Source organism: Nocardiopsis sp. NPDC058789 (assembly GCF_042745575.1).
GTDB lineage: Bacteria > Actinomycetota > Actinomycetes > Streptosporangiales > Streptosporangiaceae > Nocardiopsis > Nocardiopsis eucommiae.
The window spans coordinates 83870-104791 of record NZ_JBHYOW010000012.1 but is presented as its reverse complement, the minus strand read 5'-3'; the positions used below and the strand labels follow the sequence as shown (position 1 = coordinate 104791).

Annotated in this window: 19 protein-coding genes, 2 pseudogenes and 1 CRISPR repeat array; of the genes and pseudogenes, 10 read left to right on the top strand and 11 right to left on the bottom strand. The window is 69.8% G+C overall.

Features of this window, described 5'->3' with window-relative positions:
• Positions 1-150 precede the first annotated feature (150 nt).
• Positions 151-1404, top strand: coding sequence for an LCP family protein (locus ACFW3L_RS19040; RefSeq protein ID WP_378742249.1), 1254 nt, complete (start codon positions 151-153; stop codon positions 1402-1404).
• Between the two features lie 481 nt (positions 1405-1885).
• On the opposite strand, the gene ACFW3L_RS19035 is transcribed toward ACFW3L_RS19040, so the two are convergent.
• Both ACFW3L_RS19035 and ACFW3L_RS19030 read right to left on the bottom strand, forming a co-directional pair.
• Positions 1886-3103: an NADP-dependent isocitrate dehydrogenase gene (locus tag ACFW3L_RS19035; RefSeq protein WP_378742246.1), complete on the bottom strand. Its 1218-nt coding sequence runs from the start codon at positions 3101-3103 to the stop codon at positions 1886-1888.
• Between the two features lie 179 nt (positions 3104-3282).
• The gene (locus ACFW3L_RS19030; protein ID WP_378742461.1) at positions 3283-3639 is read right to left on the bottom strand and encodes a DUF3017 domain-containing protein; all 357 of its coding nucleotides are present in this window, start codon (positions 3637-3639) and stop codon (positions 3283-3285) included.
• 528 nt (positions 3640-4167) lie between these two features.
• Between ACFW3L_RS19030 and ACFW3L_RS19025 the strand changes: the two genes are divergently transcribed.
• Positions 4168-4773 (top strand): FHA domain-containing protein, encoded by a 606-nt coding sequence (locus ACFW3L_RS19025; RefSeq protein ID WP_378742244.1) that lies wholly within the window; start codon positions 4168-4170, stop codon positions 4771-4773.
• A 50-nt stretch (positions 4774-4823) separates the two neighbouring features.
• On the opposite strand, the gene ACFW3L_RS19020 is transcribed toward ACFW3L_RS19025, so the two are convergent.
• The 5 genes from ACFW3L_RS19020 to ACFW3L_RS19000 all read right to left on the bottom strand — a co-directional run bounded on the left by ACFW3L_RS19020 (position 4824) and on the right by ACFW3L_RS19000 (position 8458).
• Positions 4824-5111, bottom strand: coding sequence for a hypothetical protein (locus ACFW3L_RS19020; RefSeq protein ID WP_378742242.1), 288 nt, complete (start codon positions 5109-5111; stop codon positions 4824-4826).
• 130 nt (positions 5112-5241) lie between these two features.
• Positions 5242-5831: a CRISPR direct-repeat array (repeat unit 29 nt; unit sequence GGGACCATCCCCGCGTGCGCGGGGAGCAG).
• A gap of 357 nt (positions 5832-6188) precedes the next feature.
• Positions 6189-6512, bottom strand: a complete 324-nt coding sequence (locus tag ACFW3L_RS19015; protein ID WP_378742240.1) for a hypothetical protein — start codon at positions 6510-6512, stop codon at positions 6189-6191.
• Between the two features lie 185 nt (positions 6513-6697).
• A complete protein-coding gene (locus ACFW3L_RS19010) occupies positions 6698-7252 on the bottom strand; it encodes an ATP-binding protein (RefSeq protein ID WP_378742238.1) in 555 nt (184 codons plus the stop codon).
• 100 nt (positions 7253-7352) lie between these two features.
• Positions 7353-7874: a hypothetical protein gene (locus tag ACFW3L_RS19005; RefSeq protein WP_378742236.1), complete on the bottom strand. Its 522-nt coding sequence runs from the start codon at positions 7872-7874 to the stop codon at positions 7353-7355.
• Entirely contained in the window at positions 7874-8458 is a 585-nt protein-coding gene (locus ACFW3L_RS19000; protein WP_378742234.1) for an ATP-binding protein, read from the bottom strand. The genes ACFW3L_RS19005 and ACFW3L_RS19000 overlap by 1 nt, the downstream gene beginning before the upstream one ends.
• A gap of 458 nt (positions 8459-8916) precedes the next feature.
• On the opposite strand from ACFW3L_RS19000, the gene ACFW3L_RS18995 reads away from it, so the two are divergent.
• From ACFW3L_RS18995 to ACFW3L_RS18985, 3 genes are all read left to right on the top strand, one after another.
• Entirely contained in the window at positions 8917-9765 is an 849-nt protein-coding gene (locus ACFW3L_RS18995) for a helix-turn-helix domain-containing protein (protein WP_378742232.1), read from the top strand.
• Between the two features lie 9 nt (positions 9766-9774).
• Complete coding sequence (locus tag ACFW3L_RS18990; protein ID WP_378742230.1) at positions 9775-9963, top strand: DUF397 domain-containing protein; 189 nt, start codon at positions 9775-9777, stop codon at positions 9961-9963.
• A 267-nt stretch (positions 9964-10230) separates the two neighbouring features.
• Entirely contained in the window at positions 10231-10335 is a 105-nt protein-coding gene (locus ACFW3L_RS18985) for a DUF397 domain-containing protein (RefSeq protein ID WP_378742228.1), read from the top strand.
• 114 nt (positions 10336-10449) lie between these two features.
• Here ACFW3L_RS18985 and ACFW3L_RS18980 read toward each other — a convergent pair.
• Positions 10450-10817 (bottom strand): annotated as a pseudogene (locus ACFW3L_RS18980) (GntR family transcriptional regulator); the annotation flags it as partial.
• 24 nt (positions 10818-10841) lie between these two features.
• Between ACFW3L_RS18980 and ACFW3L_RS18975 the strand changes: the two are divergent.
• Positions 10842-11303: an NUDIX hydrolase gene (locus ACFW3L_RS18975; protein WP_378742459.1), complete on the top strand. Its 462-nt coding sequence runs from the start codon at positions 10842-10844 to the stop codon at positions 11301-11303.
• 732 nt (positions 11304-12035) lie between these two features.
• Here the strand turns inward: ACFW3L_RS18975 and ACFW3L_RS18970 are convergent.
• Genes ACFW3L_RS18970 through purN form a run of 3 tightly spaced genes read right to left on the bottom strand, consistent with a single transcriptional unit; the run spans position 12036 to position 15085 of the window.
• On the bottom strand, positions 12036-12893 hold the full coding sequence (locus tag ACFW3L_RS18970) for a bifunctional methylenetetrahydrofolate dehydrogenase/methenyltetrahydrofolate cyclohydrolase (RefSeq protein ID WP_378742226.1): 858 nt from the start codon (positions 12891-12893) through the stop codon (positions 12036-12038).
• 21 nt (positions 12894-12914) lie between these two features.
• Positions 12915-14477 carry a bifunctional phosphoribosylaminoimidazolecarboxamide formyltransferase/IMP cyclohydrolase gene (gene purH / locus ACFW3L_RS18965; RefSeq protein ID WP_378742224.1) on the bottom strand — a complete coding sequence of 521 codons (1563 nt, stop codon included), beginning with the start codon at positions 14475-14477 and terminating at the stop codon, positions 12915-12917.
• Positions 14474-15085: a phosphoribosylglycinamide formyltransferase gene (purN, locus tag ACFW3L_RS18960; RefSeq protein ID WP_378742222.1), complete on the bottom strand. Its 612-nt coding sequence runs from the start codon at positions 15083-15085 to the stop codon at positions 14474-14476. The genes purH and purN overlap by 4 nt, the downstream gene beginning before the upstream one ends.
• 326 nt (positions 15086-15411) lie before the next feature.
• Between purN and ACFW3L_RS18955 the strand changes: the two genes are divergently transcribed.
• From ACFW3L_RS18955 to ACFW3L_RS18940, 4 genes and pseudogenes are all read left to right on the top strand, one after another.
• Complete coding sequence (locus ACFW3L_RS18955; protein ID WP_378742220.1) at positions 15412-15804, top strand: DUF4190 domain-containing protein; 393 nt, start codon at positions 15412-15414, stop codon at positions 15802-15804.
• Positions 15805-16040: 236 nt separating this feature from the next.
• Complete coding sequence (locus ACFW3L_RS18950; protein ID WP_378742218.1) at positions 16041-18173, top strand: chain length determinant family protein; 2133 nt, start codon at positions 16041-16043, stop codon at positions 18171-18173.
• A pseudogene (locus ACFW3L_RS18945) lies at positions 18170-19579 on the top strand (ligase); the annotation flags it as partial. The gene ACFW3L_RS18950 and the pseudogene ACFW3L_RS18945, both read left to right, overlap by 4 nt.
• Entirely contained in the window at positions 19579-20802 is a 1224-nt protein-coding gene (locus tag ACFW3L_RS18940; protein WP_378742216.1) for a phosphotransferase, read from the top strand. The pseudogene ACFW3L_RS18945 and the gene ACFW3L_RS18940, both read left to right, overlap by 1 nt.
• Positions 20803-20922: the final 120 nt, after the last annotated feature.

Genomic DNA, 20922 nt, shown 5'->3' with positions numbered 1-20922 from the left:
GGCCCCCGGAGGCCCTGCCCCGTGGGCGTTCCGTACGCGAGCCAACGGGCGCCGGACGACATCGGATCGAACCGGACTACTCTGTCAGCGATCACAAGGGACGTACGACACACCCGAGCGACACATGGCACGGAGCGGATAGGCGATTCGATGGCTGACCGACGGCACCGGGAAGGGCCGGACTCGACCGGTGGACACGACGACGCGGGCGTGTTCCGGCGCGGGGGCGACTCCGGGAGGCCGGACGAGTTCGAGAGGCTGTACCGCCCCCGTGAGTCCGAACAGCGCGCGGTGGGCGACACCCGACGGCTCCCCCCGGCCGACCAGGTCCCCCCGCACCGTCCGCGGAAGCGCCGCACGCACAGCGCCGGGCGCGAGTACGACGGGCGCGGGCACCAGCGGCGCGCGCGGGAGCGCCGCAAGAGGACGGCGCGGAACACGGCGGTCCTGGTCCTGGTCCTGCTGCTGGTGGTCCCCGCGGCGTTCTACCTGTGGGCCGACTCCCGGTTGCAGCGGGTGGAGGCCCTCCAGGACTACGAGGGGCGCCCGGACCGCCAGCCCGGGACCACGTACATGATCGTCGGGTCCGACAGCCGGGACGGTCTGGACGACGACCAGATCCGCGACCTGGCCACCGGCCGCGCCGAGGGGCGCCGCACGGACACGATCATGGTGCTCTACATGCCGCGTGACGGCGAGCCGACCATCGTCAGCGTGCCGCGTGACTCCTACGTCCCCATGGCGATCCCCGGCTACGCGGACAACAAGATCAACACCGCCTTCGCGGACTCCGTGTGCGGGACCGGCGAGGACGGCGAGGAGGTCTGCGGCGGCCCGGCCCCGCTGGTGCAGAGCTTCGAGCAGGCCTCGGGCGTGCGGATCGACCACTACGTGGAGATCGGCATGGGCGGCTTCGTGGACCTGGTCGACGCGGTCGGCGGCGTGGAGCTGTGCCCCGAGGAGCCGATGGCGGACCCGAAGGCGGGCCTGGACATCGCGGCGGGCTGCCAGGAGATGGACGGCGGCACCGCGCTGGGCTACGTGCGCACCCGTGCCACGCCCCGCGCCGACCTGGACCGCATCCAGCGCCAGCGCGAGTTCTTCTCCGCGCTGATCCAGGAGGCGAGCGCCCCCTCCACGCTCTTCAACCCCTTCAAGTCGGTGCCGCTGGTGCTGGCGGGCACGGACACGTTCATGGTGGACGAGGGCGACAAGCTGCGTCACCTGGCGAGCATGCTGCTGGCGATGCGCGGCGGCACGCAGACCACGGCGGTTCCGGTGGGCGACACCCCCACGCTGGACGGCGTGGGCTCGGTGGTGCTCTGGGACGAGGCGCGGTCCGAGCAGATGTTCGAGGCGATGCGCACCGGGGAGGCGATCCCCGAGGAGGCCATGGAGGACTGACCCGGAACGAGCGAAGGGCCCGTCACCGGAGTGACGGGCCCTTCTTCGTGACGTTCCGTACTGTGCGCGCCTACCCCCCAGCGGGCGCACGGCCGGCACGTCGGCTCGTGGTGGCCGGAGGGCGAAACCCCCTCTGGCCTGCCGGTTCTCTCCGGCGTGTCTCCACAATAGGTCAAAGTTCGCGAAAGGGGCGAATCGCGCTCACGTGTCCTACGTCGCACACGGCGCCCGAGGAGCCCCTCCGACCCCGTCATCCTTCCACCTCCCAGGCTCGGATGTGGGCCGAACACGGGAAACACACCCGGGAACTTCGGGGTCCCGCGCGCCCCGAACCCCCACGAACACCGTGTTCCGCGCTTCTCGCCCCGCGCCGGAGACCCCCGGAGACGACGAGGCCCGGACGCCCCCTCACGGGGACGCCCGGGCGTGGTCAAGGTCTCACCGCGCCGGTCGGCTCAGGACCGCCGCGTCGAGCCCTGTCCTAGGCGAGGCGCTTGCTCAGGTTCTCGTCCAGAGCGGCGAGGAACTGCTCGGTGGTCAGCCACTCCTGCTCGGAGCCGACCAGCAGGGCCAGGTCCTTCGTCATCTGGCCGCCCTCGACGGTCTTGATGACGACGTCCTCGAGGGTGTTCGCGAACTCGACGACCTTCGGGGTGTTGTCCAGCTTGCCCCGGTGCTCCAGACCGCGGGTCCACGCGAAGATGGAGGCGATCGGGTTGGTCGAGGTGGGCTTGCCCTGCTGGTGCTGGCGGTAGTGACGGGTCACGGTGCCGTGGGCGGCCTCGGCCTCGACGGCGCTGCCGTCGGCGGTGCGCAGGACCGAGGTCATGAGGCCGAGCGAGCCGTAGCCCTGCGCGACGGTGTCGGACTGGACGTCACCGTCGTAGTTCTTGCAGGCCCAGACGTAGCCGCCCTCCCACTTGAGCGCGGCGGCGACCATGTCGTCGATGAGACGGTGCTCGTAGGTGATGCCCGCGGCGGCGAACTTGTCCTTGAACTCGGTCTCGAAGATCTCCTCGAACACGTCCTTGAACATGCCGTCGTAGGCCTTGAGGATGGTGTTCTTGGTGGACATGTAGACCGGGTAGTTCCGGTCCAGGCCGTAGTTGAGGCTGGCCCGCGCGAAGTCCTCGATGGACTTGCGGTAGTTGTACATGCCCATCGCGACGCCGCCCTCCTCGGGGAAGTTCGCGACGTCGAACTCGACCGGCTGGCTGCCGTCGGCCGGGGTGTAGGTCATGGTGACCGTGCCGGGGCCGGGCACCTTGAAGTCGGTGGCCTTGTACTGGTCGCCGTGGGCGTGGCGGCCGATGATGACGGGCTTGGTCCAGCCCGGCACCAGACGCGGCACGTTCTCACAGATGATGGGCTCGCGGAAGACGACGCCGCCGAGGATGTTGCGGATGGTGCCGTTGGGCGACCGCCACATCTTCTTGAGGCCGAACTCCTCGACGCGGGCCTCGTCGGGGGTGATCGTGGCGCACTTGACGCCGACGCCGTACTTCTTGATGGCGTGGGCCGCGTCGATGGTGATCTGGTCGTCGGTGCGGTCACGCTCCTCGATACCGAGGTCGTAGTACTTGAGGTCGATGTCGAGGTACGGCAGGATCAGGCGGTCCTTGATGAAGGACCAGATGATCCGGGTCATCTCGTCGCCGTCGAGCTCGACTACGGGGTTTTCGACCTTGATCTTGGCCATGGCTGTGTGGCTGTCCCTTCAGTCCTCGCTACCGCCTCGTGCGGCGGAGAGCCGGGGCCGGTTCGTGGCCGGTCCCGGTCCGCGCGCGCGGCAATCCCTGATCCCGCCCGGTGTCCGTGCTGACCGGGAGGCGGAGCTTGTCAGTGTCGCGGTATCTCGACATCAAGCTTATTCGACGCCTAAGAGGAGAGTTGCGGCGCCACCCAGGCCAACACGATCAGCAGGACCGCGAGCGCCACCAGCGTGAGCAGATCGACCCATCTCCGGCGTACCGCGAGGAGCCCGATCCAGTCCTTGGGCAGCAGCAACCTGAAGGTGGCCGCGAGCAGCAGTGCGGCGGCGATGATCGCCGGGCCGCGCTTGAAGTAGGCGGCGGCCACCACGACGATCCCCGCCGCCAGCGCCGACAGCACCAGCGCGTAGGGAACCTGGGAGAGCCAGTACGGCACCTTCGGGCGGCCGCCGCCCTCCGCCGCCCCGCCGTCCGGGGTGCCCCCGTCCGACCGCGCCACCTGCGTCTGCTCAGCGTCGTCCACCGCGTCCCGACCCGTTCGCTTCCGAATTGCCTGGCCGCCGTGCGGCTCGTACCCACGGCCCCTCCCCGGTCGGCTGGCACAGACCGGCCACACGTCGAGGAGGAGCCGTCCGAAACCGAACGGCACTCCAGTGTGGCTCATGTTCCTGGCGGCGCGGGACGCCCCGCGCGAACAGGGGCGCCGTCCTACCGGAGGGGCCGCGTTCATACTAGTGAACCGCACGGCCGGAGCCCCAGGGCTCACGGAAACGGACTTGTCTCCCTTGCGGGTCTCCCGTGACCGTTTCCTGCTTCCGGTTCGGTCACAGAGCCGTATTTCCCCGTCTTGTCCGCCTAACTCCGAAGTAAGCGCGTAGAACACGTACCAGCCGGGTAACCCAGGTGGAGACGAGCGCACCGGTGAGCGAGGACCACCCCCATGAAGCCCACGCGACGTGTAGACCGATCGGCCACCCCCCGACAGCCGCCTCTCCACCACCGTAGGCCGCACCCCCACCGACCGCGCCCCAGCAGCCCGGGAGGAGTCACCGTGGACGGTCCCTACCTTCGGTTGGAGGAGACCGGGGACATCCGACCCCTCCCCCACGAGGTCACCACGGTCGGCCGAGGTGAGGGAGCCGACATCAGGCTGACCGACCCCAGCGTGTCCCAGCTCCACGCCGAGCTGGTCCGGCGTGGGCCCTACGTCTACGTGGTCGATCTGGGCCTGTCCCGCAACGGCACCCGGGTCAACGGGCGGCCCATCGCGCGCCGTGTGCTGGAGGAGGGGGACGTGGTGAGCTTCGGTGGCGCCCGCTGCAGGGTCGGCGGGTTGCCCGCCGAGCAGCTCAGCCCCGACATCGAGCTACGTCGTGGGGCGGCGCCCGAGCTCACCCGCCGCGAGCTGGACGTGCTCACCGCCCTGTGCCAGCCCGCGCTGTCCGAGGAGGCCTTCGTGGCTCCGGCCACCGCCCGCGACATCGCGGAGGCCCTGGTGGTGACCGAGGCGGCGGTCAAACAGCACCTGCTGCGGCTCTACCAGAAGTTCCGCATCCCGGAGGGGCAGAACCGGCGCACGCGGTTGGCGAACGAGGTCGTCGCCCTGGGCCTGGTCCGCCCGATGCCGGTGGGAGGACGCACCCGCCGCGCCAGCTGAGGGAGAAGGAGGCTCGTGGGTGGAACCGGTCCCACCCGCGAGCCCGGGACTCACCGGCGGGCGGCCCGCACGGTTTCAGCCAGGGCGCTGAACTCGGCACGCACTCGCGCGATGTCGGTCGCGTTCGCGGGGTCGAGAGCCTCACGGCGGCGGACGCATGCGCGTCGGCCTTCGCTCGCCTTCGCGATCACTCCCTCGTCGGGAGCCTCCTTGGCCTCTTCGTGAGCGATCAGGGCACTGTAGGCGCCCATAGCGCCGTGGATCGCCTCCAGCGCGGCCTCGTAGTGGGCCAGTTCGCTGCCGGACCACGGCTGTTCGTTCGGGGAGTTCTCACTCATGACGTCCACCTTGCCTTGGGGGGCGGGTACCGGGGTCGCGCCGTTGTGCGTCGCGAGTTCGCCGGTCGGGGTGAGGATACGCCGTCGGCCACGAAGGAGCCGGTCCCGAGCACGCCCGTAGGACCGGCAAGGGTCCATCCCCGCGTGCACGGGGAGCAGGAAGGGTTGTAGTCCTGCCAGTCGTGGAACCGGGGACCATCCCCGCGTGCACGGGGAGCAGATGTCGTCAGCGACCGGCCCGAGGGCCTCGGCGGGACCATCCCCGCATGCGCGGGGAGCAGGGATGATCTTCCCCGCAGAGACTCTACGGGTTAGGACCATCCCCGCGTGCGCGGGGAGCAGAACTCCGCGCGCGTGGAAGTCCGACCCGACGGTGCCATCCGGGCGGGACCATCCCCGCGTGCGCGGGGAGCAGACCCCCACACCGACCCAGAGCGCGCCCCACAGGGGACCATCCCCGCGTGCGCGGGGAGCAGGTCAACGGCCGGATGCTGACACCCCGGGAGCGGGGACCATCCCCGCGTGCGCGGGGAGCAGACTCCGTGGGGGTGCCCTCCACCCCCACCAGAGGGACCATCCCCGCGTGCGCGGGGAGCAGTCGGGCTCTGCTTCATGTCCTGGCCTCCATGGGGGACCATCCCCGCGTGCGCGGGGAGCAGGACGCGAAGCTCGACCCGATCACCCGCAAGGCGGGACCATCCCCGCGTGCGCGGGGAGCAGACTCTTTGAACTGGCAACTTACCAGCGGCAAGTGGCCGTTTTTCCAACTTCTCGAAATACGGACACTGGGAACATACGGACAGCAATCTCCATAGGGCTCAGCGCTTTCCGAATCTGCGTGGGTTGGATGTCTTGCTCCGGCCGAACCGGGACTCCTCGGGACGCTACATCAGGACCAACCTTCCCAGCGTGCCGATTTCACCACTGGTCGGCGTTCGGCCACCCCACCGACGGCTGGTCGCAGACCGCGACTGCGGCGACGGACGCTACACACAGTGCACGGACCTGTCCCAGCACACATGATCGTGGGGCCCGGTGGCGTTGTTGCCTCCGAGCCCCTGTCCTTCTTGTGTTGGGCTAGGTCAGGATGCCGATGTTGTGGGCCAGAGCCGGGCCGACGGTGTCCAGGACGTGCAGACCGTAGAGCAGGGACGCTCCCATGGCTGTGGCGGGCCACCCCCACCAAGAGCGCGGCGCCCGGTGGCGACCTCGGGGAAGTTCGGTATTCGGCTTCCTCCGGGCAGCGGCCGCTTCCCGGGCGTTCTGTTCGCGCTGTTTGCGAGCCACCTTCACCCAGTGCGGAACCGGCCCGTGCTGGAGCATGTACGCCACCCTGGGGTTACCGTCCATCTGGCGCAGCAGCCGTTCCCGCCTGGCCTGGTAGGTCTCCTCCCAGGGCATCTCCGACCGAGGCGATCCCGGCCGGGGTGCGTCCACCTTGGCCGGAACACTCCGGGGAGGGGACATCCGAGAGGCGGTGACCGGAGGGACGGACTTCCTCGGCGGGCGTTCTCCGGGTCGGGGGAAGCGGTGGCCTCGGGGAGCGGTCAGGATCGACCGGATCTCCTCCCGGACCTGAGGCCCGGTCATCGCACACCCCCACAGGAGTTCCCGCCAGCGGCGGTGAGGGCGGGGTGGGTGAACTCGGCCCAGATCACGGTGCCCAGCCCGGCACAGAACGGGAAGTCCAACACCGGGCGGAACCCCCAACGGGTGGCCAGGTGACCAAGCAGCAGCAGTCCCCGGCCGCGCTCAGCCTGATCCCATTCGCTCCTTGTGCGCCTGCGCGGAACCCTCGGAGAAGAGTCCGAGGTGTTGGTCCGGGTACCGTCATCGATGATCGAGATCCGCACCGTCCTCGGACGGGGCAGGTCCAGGGTGCGCACGACCCGGCCGTCGGGGTCCTGTCCGGATCGGGAGTGCTCGCAGGCGTTGGCGAACATCTCGCTCAGACACAACACCATCTCCTCCCGAGCCTCGACCGGAAGGTTGGTCATGCGGTCGAGGTCCACGGTGAGGTCGGTGCGGACCCGGCTGGTCTGGGAGAGCTGTCCGGGGTAAACGCGGCAGTCCCACCGGGGCGCGTTCTCGGGAGGGCTGTTCGTGTGGTCGAGGGCAGGGGTGTGCGGCACAATGGCCATGTCGGCAATCGCTTTCTCTAAGCAGGTGGTTGTTGTCGGCCTGCTCTGGGGGTGTTGTCGCACCCGCCAGAGCTTTTTCATGGAACGGCTCCGGAGCCTCTCAGGCAGCGGGCGGAGGTTCCGGATCGCTCCTGTGAACACCCAGGTGCCGGTGAGCGAGCAACCGCAACAACTCGATGCGGTTGGGTGCGGTAATCCGCTCGTAGGGGTCGCCGTCACCGGACCATCCGAGGGGACGCCGGGCCACGAAGGTCTCGTTGGGGACCTGGCCTTCGACGGTCATGTTCCAGTGCGTGTGCAACAGGGTGCAGAGCACGTGTTCAGGGATCGGCAGCGACTCCATGTGCGGGTTGTTCTGCTTCGGAACCTGCCCTGATACGGGCCTGTTGCCGGGCACCCGAGTGGGTGCGGGGTGGTCGTGGATGGCCTGGTCGATGAGCTGCATCGCCTGTTCGGCGTTGCCCCCCTCGCGGGCGATGCGCAGGGCTTCCAGGACCAGGGGGAGGCGGTTGCGCAGGGTGTGGTTGTGCCACACGTCCACCTGCGCCGGAGTCAGATGAGCGGGGGCTGCCAACGCGTCCTCGGCGGTCGCGAGCAGGTCCCGGGTGTCGATGTCCAACATCAGCACTCCACCTCGCCCTCTTCGGTGTTGATCTGCGACCACGGGTTGTGGGTGAGGTCGTAGGAGAGGTGGAACCAGACCTGTCGGAACTTCGGGTTGCCGTTGTCTCCCCACCGGTCCGCGAGGGCGTTGACCAGCCCCAATCCGATCCCTTGGCCCTTGCCCGGACCCATCTCGGGAGTGAGGACGGGAAGGTCGGTGGCGGTGAGCGGCCCGGAAGCCATGGGTTGCCGGGTGCCCTGGTCCTGGCAGGTCAGCGTCATCCCCCTCGCTCCTCGGTCGACGGTGAGTGAGTAGGTCTGGCCGTGCTCACTCGACAGCGAGTGCGCGAGGGCGTTGTTGGCCAGCTCGGACCCCAGGAGGGTGAACAGGTACCGGTAGTCCGTGCTGCGTTCGGCGGCGCTGGTGTCCAGGAACGCGCGGACCAGGGGCATGAGGCTGGGGAGTCCGGCGAAGGCGTACTTGCGCTTACGGAACGGGGTGCCCACCGTGCGGGAGAAGTAGTGGGCGTGGAAGGGCTTGATGAAGCTGGCCAGAGGGACTGTGGCCTCGCGGGTGGTCAGCTCGGGGGAGAACACGCTCACGTGGCCACCACCAGACGCCGCAGCCCGGCCAGGACAACCTCCAGGACCTGCAAGGGGACGGAGTCGATCGGCCTTCGGGGCGAGGGGATCAACGGACCACGGGAACGAACACTGGTGCGGCGGGGGTTCGCGGCGAAGGCTCGCACGCGTGCGGCCTGCCTGGGACGACGGCGATGGAACGCCACGGACACGAGATGGCACACACATGCCAGCACCAGCGCAGAAAGATTGAGGGATCGGGGCGCCATCAGCGCACACCTCCTGGAGCTCAAGTGCCAGGTAGGAAGCCCAGCTTGGGATTGAGTAAACTCAGGAAACCATGAAAACTTCAGACTTTCAATGTTTTTAGATTTTCCTGTTCCCCATACTCTGAGGATTTCAACCTATCTGTTACTGGATGACCGAATCGCCGACCAGCCGTAACATCCTCAGAGACACCGCCCCAGGAGAGAGCCCCCATGTCTGATCCATCACGTCCAAGCGTCCGCAGGCGACGGCTCTCTGAGGAGCTCCGCCGCTACCGGATCGCAGCGGGGATGACCCTGGACGATGCGGCAGCCGCCACCGAATGGAGCATCGGCAAGGTCTCGAACATCGAAACCGGTGTCCGTCTTCGCCCCAGCGTCGTCGAGGTGCGAGCCCTGCTGGACGTCTACGGAGTAGATGACCCACAGCGTCGCGAAGCTCTGGTCGCCATCACCCGCCAGGCAGGGAAAAAGGGCTGGTGGACGAAGTACAGCGACGTCATCCCAGACGAGTTCCCGGTTCTGGAATCTGATGCGACCGCCATCAGCACATACCAGCCGATGATCGTTCCGGGGCTGCTACAAACACCGGGCTATGTGGAACTTTTGGCGAGATCGGCAAACCTAGTCCGAGACCCCGTAGACATTCTGCGCGTGGTGGACGCACGCCGCCGCAGGCAGGAGATCCTCGCCAGTGAGAACCGGCCAGGCCTCTGGGCAGTGATCGACGCGGGAGCGATCGAAAGACTGCGCGCCAACCCAGAGGTATGCCGTGAGCAGGCTGGGCACTTGGCCGATATGGCTGACAACGGTGAAGGCATCACGATCCAGGTGGTCCCGTTCAGCGCTGGCATCCACGCAGGGGCGAAGGGCAGCTTCGTTCTGATGGACTTCGCAGCAGCCGAACCAGTTGTCTACCTCGAAATGGACCAAGACGGCCTATTTTTGGAGGAGCCAGACGAAATTGCCCGTTACCGAACCCTCTTTAATCACCTCGTGAGCAGGGCCCTCGGCGTTGACGAGAGCGTCGCCTACCTGCGTGACATTGCCAAGGCATCCTGAGAGAGCAAAGTGAACCTCATTCCCAATCCCGACACACTCAGCTTTCGTACGTCGAGTTACAGCGACCGGAGCGACTGTGTCGCTGTCGCCGACATCCCCGGGGGCACCGTAGTCCGCGACTCAAAGTATCCCGAGCATGGCTACCTGCCGTTCTCCGGACCGGAGTGGGTCGCGCTGCTACACAGCACGCGATCCTAAGCTGGCAGAAGGGAGCCCCCGCGGCTGCGAGGGCTCCCTGGTGCTCATTTCCGCGAATACAGTGCCCGCTGCCCCGTGGCAGCAAGGTATTCGAACACGTCAGCATGGACGCCTTGTCCAAGGCTGCGTCCATTGAGCTGATGAAGCAGCTCATCACGGACTAGAGGCACCACATGCATTCGTCCTCATCTGTCACCGGACTGGACTTCCGCAAGTCCAGCTACAGCGCTAACGCCAACGACTGCGTCGATCGCTGACACCCCGGCTATGCACGCCGTCCGCGACACGAAGAATCGTGAGGCTGGACACCTGGCCTTCGCCCACGGGGAGTGGTCAGCAGCCCTGCTTGCCGCAGTAGGCACCACTGGCTGATCTGGAGAAGGACAAAGGGCCCACACCGTGAGGTGGGGCCCTTCTTTGCATCCATCTGCGCTAACAGTATGTTTCCGCCCAGCCGACAGGAAGTAGGCGACCCTGTCAGCAGGCCACCGGTCCAACGGAGAGAACCTGGACACTGGACTTCACCCGGCCTGCTCACTCTCCGCGATGTAAGCGGCCTTCCCAGCTCGGCGGTGCGAGCGCCGGAACCGGTCCGAGGACTTGCGGGTGACCGGAGGCCGGGACTTGACGAAGGGCCCCTTGCCCTGGAACGTCTCCACCAGCCCTGAGGTACGCAACTGGGCGATCGCCTTATGAACCGTTCCCAACGAAACGCCATAGCGTTCCATCAGAGCGTTCTCGCTCGGAACCTCCTCAGCGGGAGCCAACCGAGCGCTCCTGATCTGCTCCTCGATGTCATCCGCGATCTGGAGATACCGGGGCTTACCGGACGTTGCCCCTACAACGCTCGCGATGGTCCTTCCACACCTCCTATGCTCATGTATATGGGTGACAGCACTGGGGATCGGCCTTCAACGCCGCTCCATTCCGTGTCCGTCGCAGGAGCCGTCATCAATGACGACGGTCGGTTTCTTGCCGTCCGTCGTGCGGACAACGGAAGGTGGGAACTTCCTGGAGGTGTCCTGGAACTCTCGGAGACCCCGGAAGAAGGGGTACGCCGTGAAGTCTGGGAGGAGACCGGCATCCACGTCGAATTGGACCAACTCACCGGGGTCTACAAGAACACCACTCGGGGGATCATCGCCCTGGTCTTCCGCTGCAAGCCCTCCGGAGGCACGGAACGCCCTTCCACCGAGTCGACCAAGGTCAGCTGGCTCACACCCGACGATGTCACCGAGCTCATGACCGAGGCCTACGCGATCCGCCTCCTCGACGCCCTGGACCACAACGCCCCGCATGTCCGTAGCCACGACGGGCAGCGTCTGACCTCAGCCTCATAGCAGGACTCGGCCACACTTCCAGGGCCGTCTGAATATTCGATCACAGCCCGGGGGCCTGGTGCTCAATCCGGCTGCCCTGAGTCGATCGCTGACCATTCGCACCGCGCGGCACCACACACCCCGCGTGCGCGGGGAGCAGCCCAGCAGTGGTGATGACGGGGACCCGGCTTGGGGTCCATCCCCGCGTGCGCGGGGAGCAGTGCTCGGGATGCTCCCCCCGGGAGCACAGTCCGGAGTCGCCGCGTTCCTGGCGGGTCCATCCCCGCGTGCGCGGGGAGCAGAAGTTCTCGAAGCCCTGTCCGGTGACTCCGGTGGGTCCATCCCCGCGTGCGCGGGGAGCAGGCCACCTTGCGCTCGGGAAGGTGGCGGCCGGGGGGTCCATCCCCGCGTGCGCGGGGAGCAGTGGTGTCCGTCCGTAGGGGCGCTCTGGCTCCCGGGTCCATCCCCGCGTGCGCGGGGAGCAGGTGGGCGGGTCGCCCTCCGCGCTGCGTTCGGAGGGTCCATCCCCGCGTGCGCGGGGAGCAGACTCTTTGAAGTGGCAACTTACCAGTGACAAGTGGCCATTTTTCCAACTTCTCGAAATACGGACACTGGGATCATTCCTCTCATAATCGCCATAAGGCTCAATGCTCTCCCAGGCCGCGTCGTTCGGATTGCCTTGCTCCAGCCAGCGCGAGCCCGTCAGCTGAGGGGACGGCCCCGCCCGGGACCGCCCCCTCCACAAACCTGAGCCTAGAGCCCGGCGGCCTGGCGTTCGGCGGCCTCGACCACGTTGACCAGGAGCATCGCCCGGGTCATCGGGCCCACTCCACCGGGGTTGGGCGACACGTGCCCCGCGACCTCGGGAACGTCGAGCGCGACATCCCCGACCAGACCCTCCTCGGTACGCGAGACACCCACGTCCAGCACGACGGCACCCGGCTTGACCATGTCCTTGGTGATGATCCCCGGAACACCCGCACCGGCCACGACGATGTCCGCCCGGCGCGTGTGCTCGGCCAGGTCACGGGTACCCGTGTGGCACAGGGTGACGGTGGCGTTCTCCGACCGACGCGTGAGCAGCAGACCCAGGGGACGCCCCACGGTCACCCCCCGTCCCACCACGACGACCTCGGCGCCCTTGATCGGCACCTCGTAGCGGTTGAGCAGCTCCACGATGCCGCGCGGCGTGCACGGCAGCGGCGCCTTCTCCATGAGGACGAGCTTGCCCAGGTTGACCGGCTGGAGCCCGTCCGCGTCCTTGTCCGGGTCGATCAGCCCGAGCACCCGGTTCTCGTCCAGCCCCCGGGGCAGGGGCAGCTGCACGATGTACCCCGTGCAGGCCGGGTCCTCGTTGAGCTCGCGGACGGCCTGCTCCACCTGCTCCTGGGTCGCGTCGGCGGGCAGGTCGCGGCGGATGCTGGCGATCCCCACCTGGGCGCAGTCACGGTGCTTGCCGCGCACGTAGGAGTGGCTGCCCGGGTCGTCACCGACCAGGACGGTGCCCAGACCGGGGACGACGCCCTTGGCGTGCAGCTTCGCCACCCGCTCCGCCAGTTCCTCCCTGATGGCCTTGGCGGTGGCCTTGCCGTCCAGAACGGTCGCGCTCATGCGTAGCTCCTCGCTGACTGGTTAGTGGAAGAAGTGGCGGGTGCCGGTGAGGTACATGGTGACCCCGGCCGCCTCGGCGGCGGCGATCACCTCGGTGTCGCGGACCGACCCACCGGGCTGGACCACGGCGCGGACCCCGGCCTTGGTGAGGATCTCCAGGCCGTCCGCGAACGGGAAGAAGGCGTCGCTGGCGGCCACGGAACCCCGCACGCGCTCCCCGGCGCGGGAGACCGCGAGACCGGCGGAGTCGACCCGGTTCACCTGACCCATGCCGACGCCCACGGTCGCGCCGTCGGAGGCGAGCAGGATCGCGTTGGACTTGACCGCGCGCACGGCCTTCCAGGCGAAAACGAGGTCGGCGAGGAGCTCCGCGTCGGCGGGCGCCCCGGTGGCCAGCGTCCACGCGGCCGGGTCGTCGCCCTCGGCGTCGATGACGTCGGTGTCCTGGACCAGCAGGCCGCCGCTGATCTGGCGGGTCTCCACACGCGGACCCCGGTCGGGTTGGGAGACCACCAGCAGGCGGATGTTCTTCTTGCGGGACAGCGTCTCGACGGCTTCGGGGGTGAAGCCGGGGGCGACGACCACCTCGGTGAAGACCTCGGAGATCTGCTCGGCCAACGCGGCGCCGACCTCGCGGTTGGTGGCGATCACGCCGCCGAACGCGGAGACCGGGTCGCTGGCGTGCGCCTTGCGGTGCGCCTCGGCGTTGTCGGCGCCCACGGCGATCCCGCACGGGTTGGCGTGCTTGATGATCGCCACGCACGGCTCGTCGAAGTCGTGGGCGGCGCGCAGGGCGGCGTCGGCGTCGACGTAGTTGTTGTACGACATCGCCTTGCCGTGCAGCTGCTCGGCCCCGGCCAGGCCACCGGGCGTGGCCTCGGTGTACAGGGCCGCCTTCTGGTGCGGGTTCTCCCCGTACCGCAGGGCCGCCTGGCGGGTGTGCACGGAGGCGCGGAAGGCGGGCCAGCCGGTGCTCTCGGCCTCGGTGTCGGGGGCGTAGGTGCCCGCGAACCAGTCGGCGACGGCGGCGTCGTAGGCGGCGGTGTGCTGGAAGGCCAGCCCGGCCAGGCCCTTGCGCTCGTCGAGGGTGTAGCCGCCCGCGCGGACCGCTTCGAGGGTCGCTCCGTAGCTGGCGGGGTCGACCACGATCGCCACGCTGCCGTGGTTCTTGGCCGAGGCGCGCACCATGGCGGGCCCGCCGATGTCGATCTTCTCGATGCAGTCGGCCTCGGAGGCACCGGAGGCGACGGTGTCGGAGAAGGGGTAGAGGTTGACCACGACCAGGTCGAAGGGGGCGATGCCCAGTTCGCGGATCTTCGCGACGTGGTCGGGGTTGTTCTGGTCGGCGAGGAGACCGCCGTGCACGGAGGGGTGCAGGGTCTTGACCCGGCCCTCCATGATCTCCGGGAAGCCCGTGACGTCCTCGACGGGGGTGACGGGGACGCCGGCCTCGGTGAGGCGGGCGGCGGTGGAGCCGGTGGAGACGATCTCCACTCCGGCCTCAGCCAGGCCGAGGCCGAGCTCCTCCAGGCCGGTCTTGTCGTAGACGCTGATCAACGCACGCCTGATGGCCTGCTGGGTCACCGGGACTCCTTCGTGTCGGTGCGGCCGAACCGCACGTGCCTGCCGTCGATGGTCCAGCCCTCGCGGGCGAGGCGGCCGACCGTGTCGACCAGCATCCGCCGCTCCACGACCTTGATCCGCTCGTGGAGGCTGGACTCGTCGTCACCGTCCTCGACGGGCACCGCGACCTGGTCGATGATCGGACCGGAGTCGACGCCCTCGTCGAGGAAGTGGATGGTGGTGCCGGTGACGCGGACACCGTGGGCCAGCGCGTCACGCACGGCGTGCGCGCCGGGGAAGGAGGGCAGCAGGGCCGGGTGGATGTTGACGGCCTGGTGACGGCCGATCACGGCGGGCCCGAGGATGCGCATGAACCCGGCGGAGACCACGAGGTCGGGCTCGTGCTCCGCGATCCGGTCGGACATGGCCGCGTCCCAGGCGGACCTGTCGGAGAAGGAGCGGAAGGGGACGACGAAGGTGGGGATTCCGGCCGCGTCAGCGACCTCCACGCCCCGTGTTCCCTCGCGGTCCGTTCCCACTGCGACGATCTCGGCCCCGTAGGAGGGGTCCTTCGCGGCTTCCGTCAGGGCGGCCATGTTGCTGCCCGTCCCCGATATGAGAACCACCACTCGCGCGGACAAAGCGTGCGTCTCCCTCATGTGTAGAAGAACGGTGCGGGGACCGGGTCCCCACTCCCGGGGGCGCCGGGGGACGGCACAGCATCCGGGATGCGCGTACGCCTGGTACGGACGCCAGGCCTGGGCCTCGTCGGCCCGTCCGCGTTCCCACCCTATCGGGCCGGGTAGCGTCTACCTCACGCGGACCGGGCCGTCTCCGCCTCCGGTGGAGGCCTCGGAGGGGGTGCGCGGTCCCGTCTCACCAACGCCACGCGATCCGCTCGGGCGAGCGGACCACGGCGCCCCATGGTGCGGGGCGTCCCCGAAGGAGTGAACCTGTGACCGACAACAGCCCGGAGCCCCGTGCCGACGGCCAGCCGCCCAGGGTCGAGCGAGGAGGCCTGTGGGGGCTGTTCCTGGGCTTGGCGGGTCTGCTCTTCCCGCCCTACGGCGTCGTGCTGTCCGTGTTCGGTGTGGTGCAGGGGTTCCGTGCCCGACGCGCCGCGCGTTCGCACGGGTCGCAGGCTCCGGGCGCGCTGATGAGCGTGGCCCTGGGCGTGATCGGGATCGTCGTGTCCTCGGCCATGCTCTCGGTCCTGTTCGTCTACCAGGACCAGGCCGCGGAGTACCGCGCCTGCTCCGCCAGATCCCACACGGTGTCCACCCAGAAGGACTGCGACGAGGCGTGGGAGTCGAACACCGGGCTGCCCCCGGTGATCCTCGGCGGCTAGCCGAAACGACAGGGCTCCGAACAGGGGGCGGTGGGGGGAGACCCCCACCGCCCCCTCCGTCGTTTCGGGTGTCTTCGCCCGACTCTGGGTGGATCGTCCCACGTCATAGCCGGTTTGCGGACATCACCACATGGGAAATGCGTGGTTTCCCAAACCACCAGCCGCAGCCAAAGGGATTACACTTAGTATGCAATCGTTCACTAAAAGTGCTGCCATGTCTGTGTGGAGAGGACCCGATGGACACCGACGTCCCAGGCCCGTCCGGACCGGAACTGAAGGAGTACACCGCGCTGCTGAGGCGCCGCTGGCGCCTGGTGGGCGCCGGGGTGCTCGGCGGGCTGGTCCTCGCCACCGCCGGTCTGTTCGCGGTTCCGTCGACCTACACCTCCGTGGCGGCCGTGCAGGTCCAGCCGACCGAGATGGCCGAGTTCACCGGCGAGCGGTCCGGCCGCCTGACCGGGGACGTCAACCTCGACAGCGAGGCCCAGGTGGTCGTCTCCGACCAGGTCACCCGTGGAATGGCGGCGGCGCTTCCCGGTGACCCCTCCCCCGCCGACCTGCGGGAGCGGATCGAGGTCACCGTCCCCTCCAACAGCAACATCCTCGAACTCCACTACTCCGCCCGCTCCCCGGAGGCGGCCCGGGACGGCGCCGACGCCCTCGCCACCGCCTACCTGGAGCACCGGGCGGATCGGACCCGCGCCCTGATCGACGGACGGCTGGACGCCCTGCGCGACGAGCAGGACGCCCTGTACGAGCGGCTGTCCGAGCTCGACTCGGGCGGATCGGGCCCCGCGCAGGCGAGCGCCGACGCCCAGGCGGACGGGCTGCGCCAGGAGATCAGCGACCTCGGCAACGGCATCAGCCCGCTCAGCGCCCTGCTGGAGACCTTCTCCCCCGGCCAGGTGATCACCCCCGCCGAACTGCCCGAGTCCCCCTCCTCCCCCGTGCCCGCGCTGTGGCTGGTCGCCGGGGTCGCCCTCGGTCTGCTCTCCGGGTTGCTGGCGGCCGTGGTCCGCGACCGCCTGGACCCGCGCGTGCACGACACCGAGGACACCGCCCGCGTGGGCACCGTCCCCGTCCTGCTGGACCTGTCCACCGCGCGGACGGCCGACCGCTCCGCCCCCGCCCCGGGGCTGCTCACCGACACTGACCCCGGCGGCCAGCACGCCAACGAGTTCGCGCACCTGGCCCGCGCCCGTCTTTCCGGGGCCTCCCCCGTAACCGACACCGGTGACGACGCCGACGACCGGCCGGTCCCCGGGCACGTGCTCGTGGTCGCCGGGACCACCCCGGGGCGCGCGGGCACCGCCGCCGCCGTGAACCTGGCCGCCGCCCTGGCCCGGACCGGTTCCCCGACGCTGCTGGTCTGCGCCGACCCACGCACCGACGCCGCCGAGGTGCTCCTCGACCTGCCACCGGGGCCCGGACTCACCGAGGTCCTGGTGGACGGGGAGGACCCCGCCGACCTGGAGGCCCGCCCCACCGCCGTGCCGCGTCTGAGCGTGCTCCGCCACGGACGCCCCGGGACCGTCGCCCCGATCCAGGGCGGCGCCGCCGAACTGGTGGAGCTGCTGCGTCCGCGCGCCGCGTTCGTGGTGGTCGTGACCGCCTCCGTGGTGGAGAGCGCCGACGCCCACGCCCTGGCCGGGTCCGCCGACCTCCTGCTTCCCGTGGTCGAGCTGGGCCGGACCCGCCGTGCCGACCTGACCGCCCTGGTCGCCGCCGGTGCGCGGTTCGGGGTGACCGTCCCGGGCGTCGTCACCGTGCCCCGCCAGCCGGAGCCGGGGCCCGCAGCGACGCCGCAGGGGTCCGACGACGCCGCGACCACCGGGGCTGCCGCGACCACCGGGGCTGCCGAGGGCACGGAGTCCACCGGTTCCGCTGAGACTGTCGGGGCCGCCGGGGACACCGCGACCATCACGTCCACTGGGGCCACTGAAACTGTCGAGACCGCTGAGGTGGGCGCCGGGGTCGGCAAGGCCGCTGCGACCGCCAAGGCCGCTGACTCCGCCGCGACGGGTGGCGGTGGTACTGCTGCCGCTGAGGGCAAGGAGACAGCCGGGGGCACCGGGACCGTCGCGGCTGCCGGGATTGCTGAGTCTGCCGGGACCTCCGAGGGCACTGGCAATGCTGAAGCTGCCGGGGTCGCGGAGGCCGAGGCTGCCGTGGCCTCCGGGGCCGATGGGGCGGACGAGGGCACGGAGACCTCCGAGCCTGCTGAGGCCGTCGAGACCGCCGAGGGCGACCAGGCCGGGGCCGAGGTTCCGGCGGGGTCGAACGGCGGACCCGCCAAGGGCAAGGCCACCGCGTCCGCTAAGAAGAAGTCGACCAAGCACAGGCCCGCGGCAGCGGGGTCACGGCGTTGACCGGCCGGGGCGCCGCCGTCGGCGGCCGAGACGTGCACGGTTCGGCCTGGGAGGTCGCTCCGCGACGCGGGGGCGCCCCGGTCACCGGGAACCCGCTGGTGTGGCTGCTGGCCGGGTACCCGCTGTGGTGGGCGCTGGGAATGGGCCAGTTCGCCTACTGGCTCTTCGCCGTCCCCATGCTGGCCGAACTGGTCCGCCGACACCGGACGGTCGGGCTGCGGGTCCCGCCCGGCTTCTGGCTGTGGGGGCTCTTCCTGGTGTGGACGGTCCTGGGCCTGGCCCTGGTCCCGTTGGAGATGCCCGGGACGGTTCCGGAGAGCGGCGGCTACCCGGGCGCCCTGCTCCGGGTGATCAACTACCTCGTGCTCACGGTGCTGCTCCTCTACGTGGGCAACCTGACCGAGCGTGAGCTCCCGGTCCGCGTCGTGGTGTGGGCGCTGGCGGTGCTGTGCGTGGTGACGGTCGCCGGGGGCTACCTCGGCATGCTCGCGCCCCGCTTCGAGTTCACGGCTCCGCTGGAGTACCTGGTCCCGGGGTCACTGGCGAAGGACCCCTACATGCAGACGCTGATCCATCCGGCGTCCGCCCAGGTCATGGACGTGTTCGGCGGGGTCGAGTCGGCCCGCCCGAAGGCGCCGTGGGAGTACACCAACGTGTGGGGCTACATGCTGTCCCTGCTGCTGGTGTGGGTCGTGGTCGGCTGGTTCGTCCAGGGGTCCGGGTGGACCCGGCTGGGCGCCCTGGCCCTGGTCGCCGTGTCCGTGGCCCCGGTCGTGCACTCCCTCAACCGCGCTCTGTGGGCCGGGCTGGCGCTCTCCCTGGCGTTCGGCGCGGTGCAGGCGGTGCGCCGGGGCCGCGTCGTCCTGGTCGGCGCCGGGGCGGTGGCCGTGGTCGCGGTGCTGATCGCCCTGGCCCTGTCGCCGCTCGCGGACGTGGTCCGCGCCCGGGCGGACAACCCGCACAGCGACAACGGGCGGGCGGCCACCAACGCCGCGTCCGTCGAGGCCGCCCATCTGTCCCCGGTCAACGGCTGGGGCACCACCCGGGAGGCGCTGGGCAGCTCCGACTCCATCGCGATCGGCCCCACGGCCGACTGCCCCGGCTGCGGGCAGCACGTGATCGGCAACGCCGGGCAGCTGTGGATCACCCTGATCTCCAGCGGCTGGGTGGGCACCGTCCTGCTCTTCGGGTTCTTCGCCTGGGTGGCCTGGCGCTACCGCGCCGCGTCCACTCCGGTCGGTCAGGGAGCACTGCTGACCGTCCTGCTTCTGTTCTGGTACATGTTCTTCTACGTCGCGCTGATGTCCCCCCTCGCCGTCACCATGATCGCCGTCGCCCTGCTCTGGCGCGGCGAGGAACCGGTGCTCCGGCGACGCGGGACCGCGCACACCGGCGGGGGTGCCTGGTGAACAGCGAGACCACCTATCTGACCGACCTCGCGGCGGTGTTGTGGCCCTGCGGGGGCCTGCTCGGCACGGGTGACGGGGCGGTGCGGCGCATGGCGTACCGCAACCGGGGCAACCAGTACCTACCGGTGCCCAACGCCCACAACCCCCGGGTGATCCTGCCCGCGCACAACCGCTCGGCGGCCACGCGGGGGATCACCTCCTTCGCCCAGGGGCACTCCCTGCGCGAGCGGCTGCGGACCCTGATGCTGACCAGCGCCTTCGCCACCGGGGTGGCTCCGCTGCTCCTGCGCGACCGGCTCTTCGTCGGCGCGGGGCCGGGGATCGAGCACGCGCTCACCACCGCCCTGGACCGCGAGCTGGCCATCGCGATACACGTGGGCCCGCCGCGTGCCAACCGCAAACCGGTCCTGCTCCTGCTCACCCCGGGCGGGCGCACCATCGGCTACGCCAAGGTGGGCGTCAACGACCTCACCGCCCGCTTGGTGCGCGCCGAGACGCGGGCCCTGCACCGCCTGTCGCGGGCCCGGCTGCGGGACGTGACCGTGCCCCGCCCGCTCTACGACGGCGAGTGGAACGGCCACCCGATGCTGGTGCAGGAGGCGCTGCCGGTCGGCCACCAGACGGACCGGCCCACCCGGCACCAGCTGCTGCGCTGTGTCACCCAGATCGTGGGGATCTCCGAGGTGCGCGAGCGCAGACTCTCGGAGAGCCCCTACCGGAGGTCCCTGGACGAGCGGATCGCCCGGCTCGGCGCGCGTCCCGAGGCCACGCCCCTGCGTACCGCGCTGCACCGGCTGCCCGACGTGTCCCTGCCCTTCGGGGCCTGGCACGGCGACCTGACCAGGTGGAACATCGCGAGCACGGCGCGTCGTGCCTTCGTTTGGGACTGGGAGCGCCTCACCATGGACGCACCAGCGGGGTTCGACGCCCTGCACTTCGACCTCAACGAGTGCGTGCAGGCCGGGGTGCACCCGGGTGTCCACCGGTGGCTGGACAGCGGTACCCGGCTGCTCCGCGATCCGATGCTGGCGGGGTTCGGACTGCGGGACCACACCGTGTCCACGGTGATGGCCCTGTACCTGATCGACCTCGCCACGCGTTACCTGCACGACCGCCAGGCGGAGTCCGGCAGCGGCATGGCCGCCGTCGACGACTGGCTGCTGCCCGCGTTGGACGGGCTCCAGGAGAGGGCGGCCCACGAGGCCGTCCGCCCCGTCTGACGGCCGTGCCGGACCGCCCCGGCGCACGCCACGCAGTAGCAGCCGCGCCCGCTCCGCGGCTGGCCGACATCAGCCCGGCCCCCGTCCCCGGACGGGGGCCACGCACACAAGGAGCTCGCC

Coding starts and splice junctions, on each gene's coding strand:
- ACFW3L_RS19040 (WP_378742249.1), top strand. CDS start 151: ATGGCTGACCGACGGCACCGGGAAGGGCCGGACTCGACCGGTGGACAC.
- ACFW3L_RS19035 (WP_378742246.1), bottom strand. CDS start 3,103: ATGGCCAAGATCAAGGTCGAAAACCCCGTAGTCGAGCTCGACGGCGAC.
- ACFW3L_RS19020 (WP_378742242.1), bottom strand. CDS start 5,111: ATGAGTGAGAACTCCCCGAACGAACAGCCGTGGTCCGGCAGCGAACTG.
- ACFW3L_RS19015 (WP_378742240.1), bottom strand. CDS start 6,512: ATGCCCTGGGAGGAGACCTACCAGGCCAGGCGGGAACGGCTGCTGCGC.
- ACFW3L_RS19010 (WP_378742238.1), bottom strand. CDS start 7,252: ATGGCCATTGTGCCGCACACCCCTGCCCTCGACCACACGAACAGCCCT.
- ACFW3L_RS19005 (WP_378742236.1), bottom strand. CDS start 7,874: ATGTTGGACATCGACACCCGGGACCTGCTCGCGACCGCCGAGGACGCG.
- ACFW3L_RS18995 (WP_378742232.1), top strand. CDS start 8,917: ATGTCTGATCCATCACGTCCAAGCGTCCGCAGGCGACGGCTCTCTGAG.
- ACFW3L_RS18985 (WP_378742228.1), top strand. CDS start 10,231: ATGCACGCCGTCCGCGACACGAAGAATCGTGAGGCTGGACACCTGGCC.
- ACFW3L_RS18975 (WP_378742459.1), top strand. CDS start 10,842: ATGTATATGGGTGACAGCACTGGGGATCGGCCTTCAACGCCGCTCCAT.
- ACFW3L_RS18970 (WP_378742226.1), bottom strand. CDS start 12,893: ATGAGCGCGACCGTTCTGGACGGCAAGGCCACCGCCAAGGCCATCAGG.
- ACFW3L_RS18950 (WP_378742218.1), top strand. CDS start 16,041: ATGGACACCGACGTCCCAGGCCCGTCCGGACCGGAACTGAAGGAGTAC.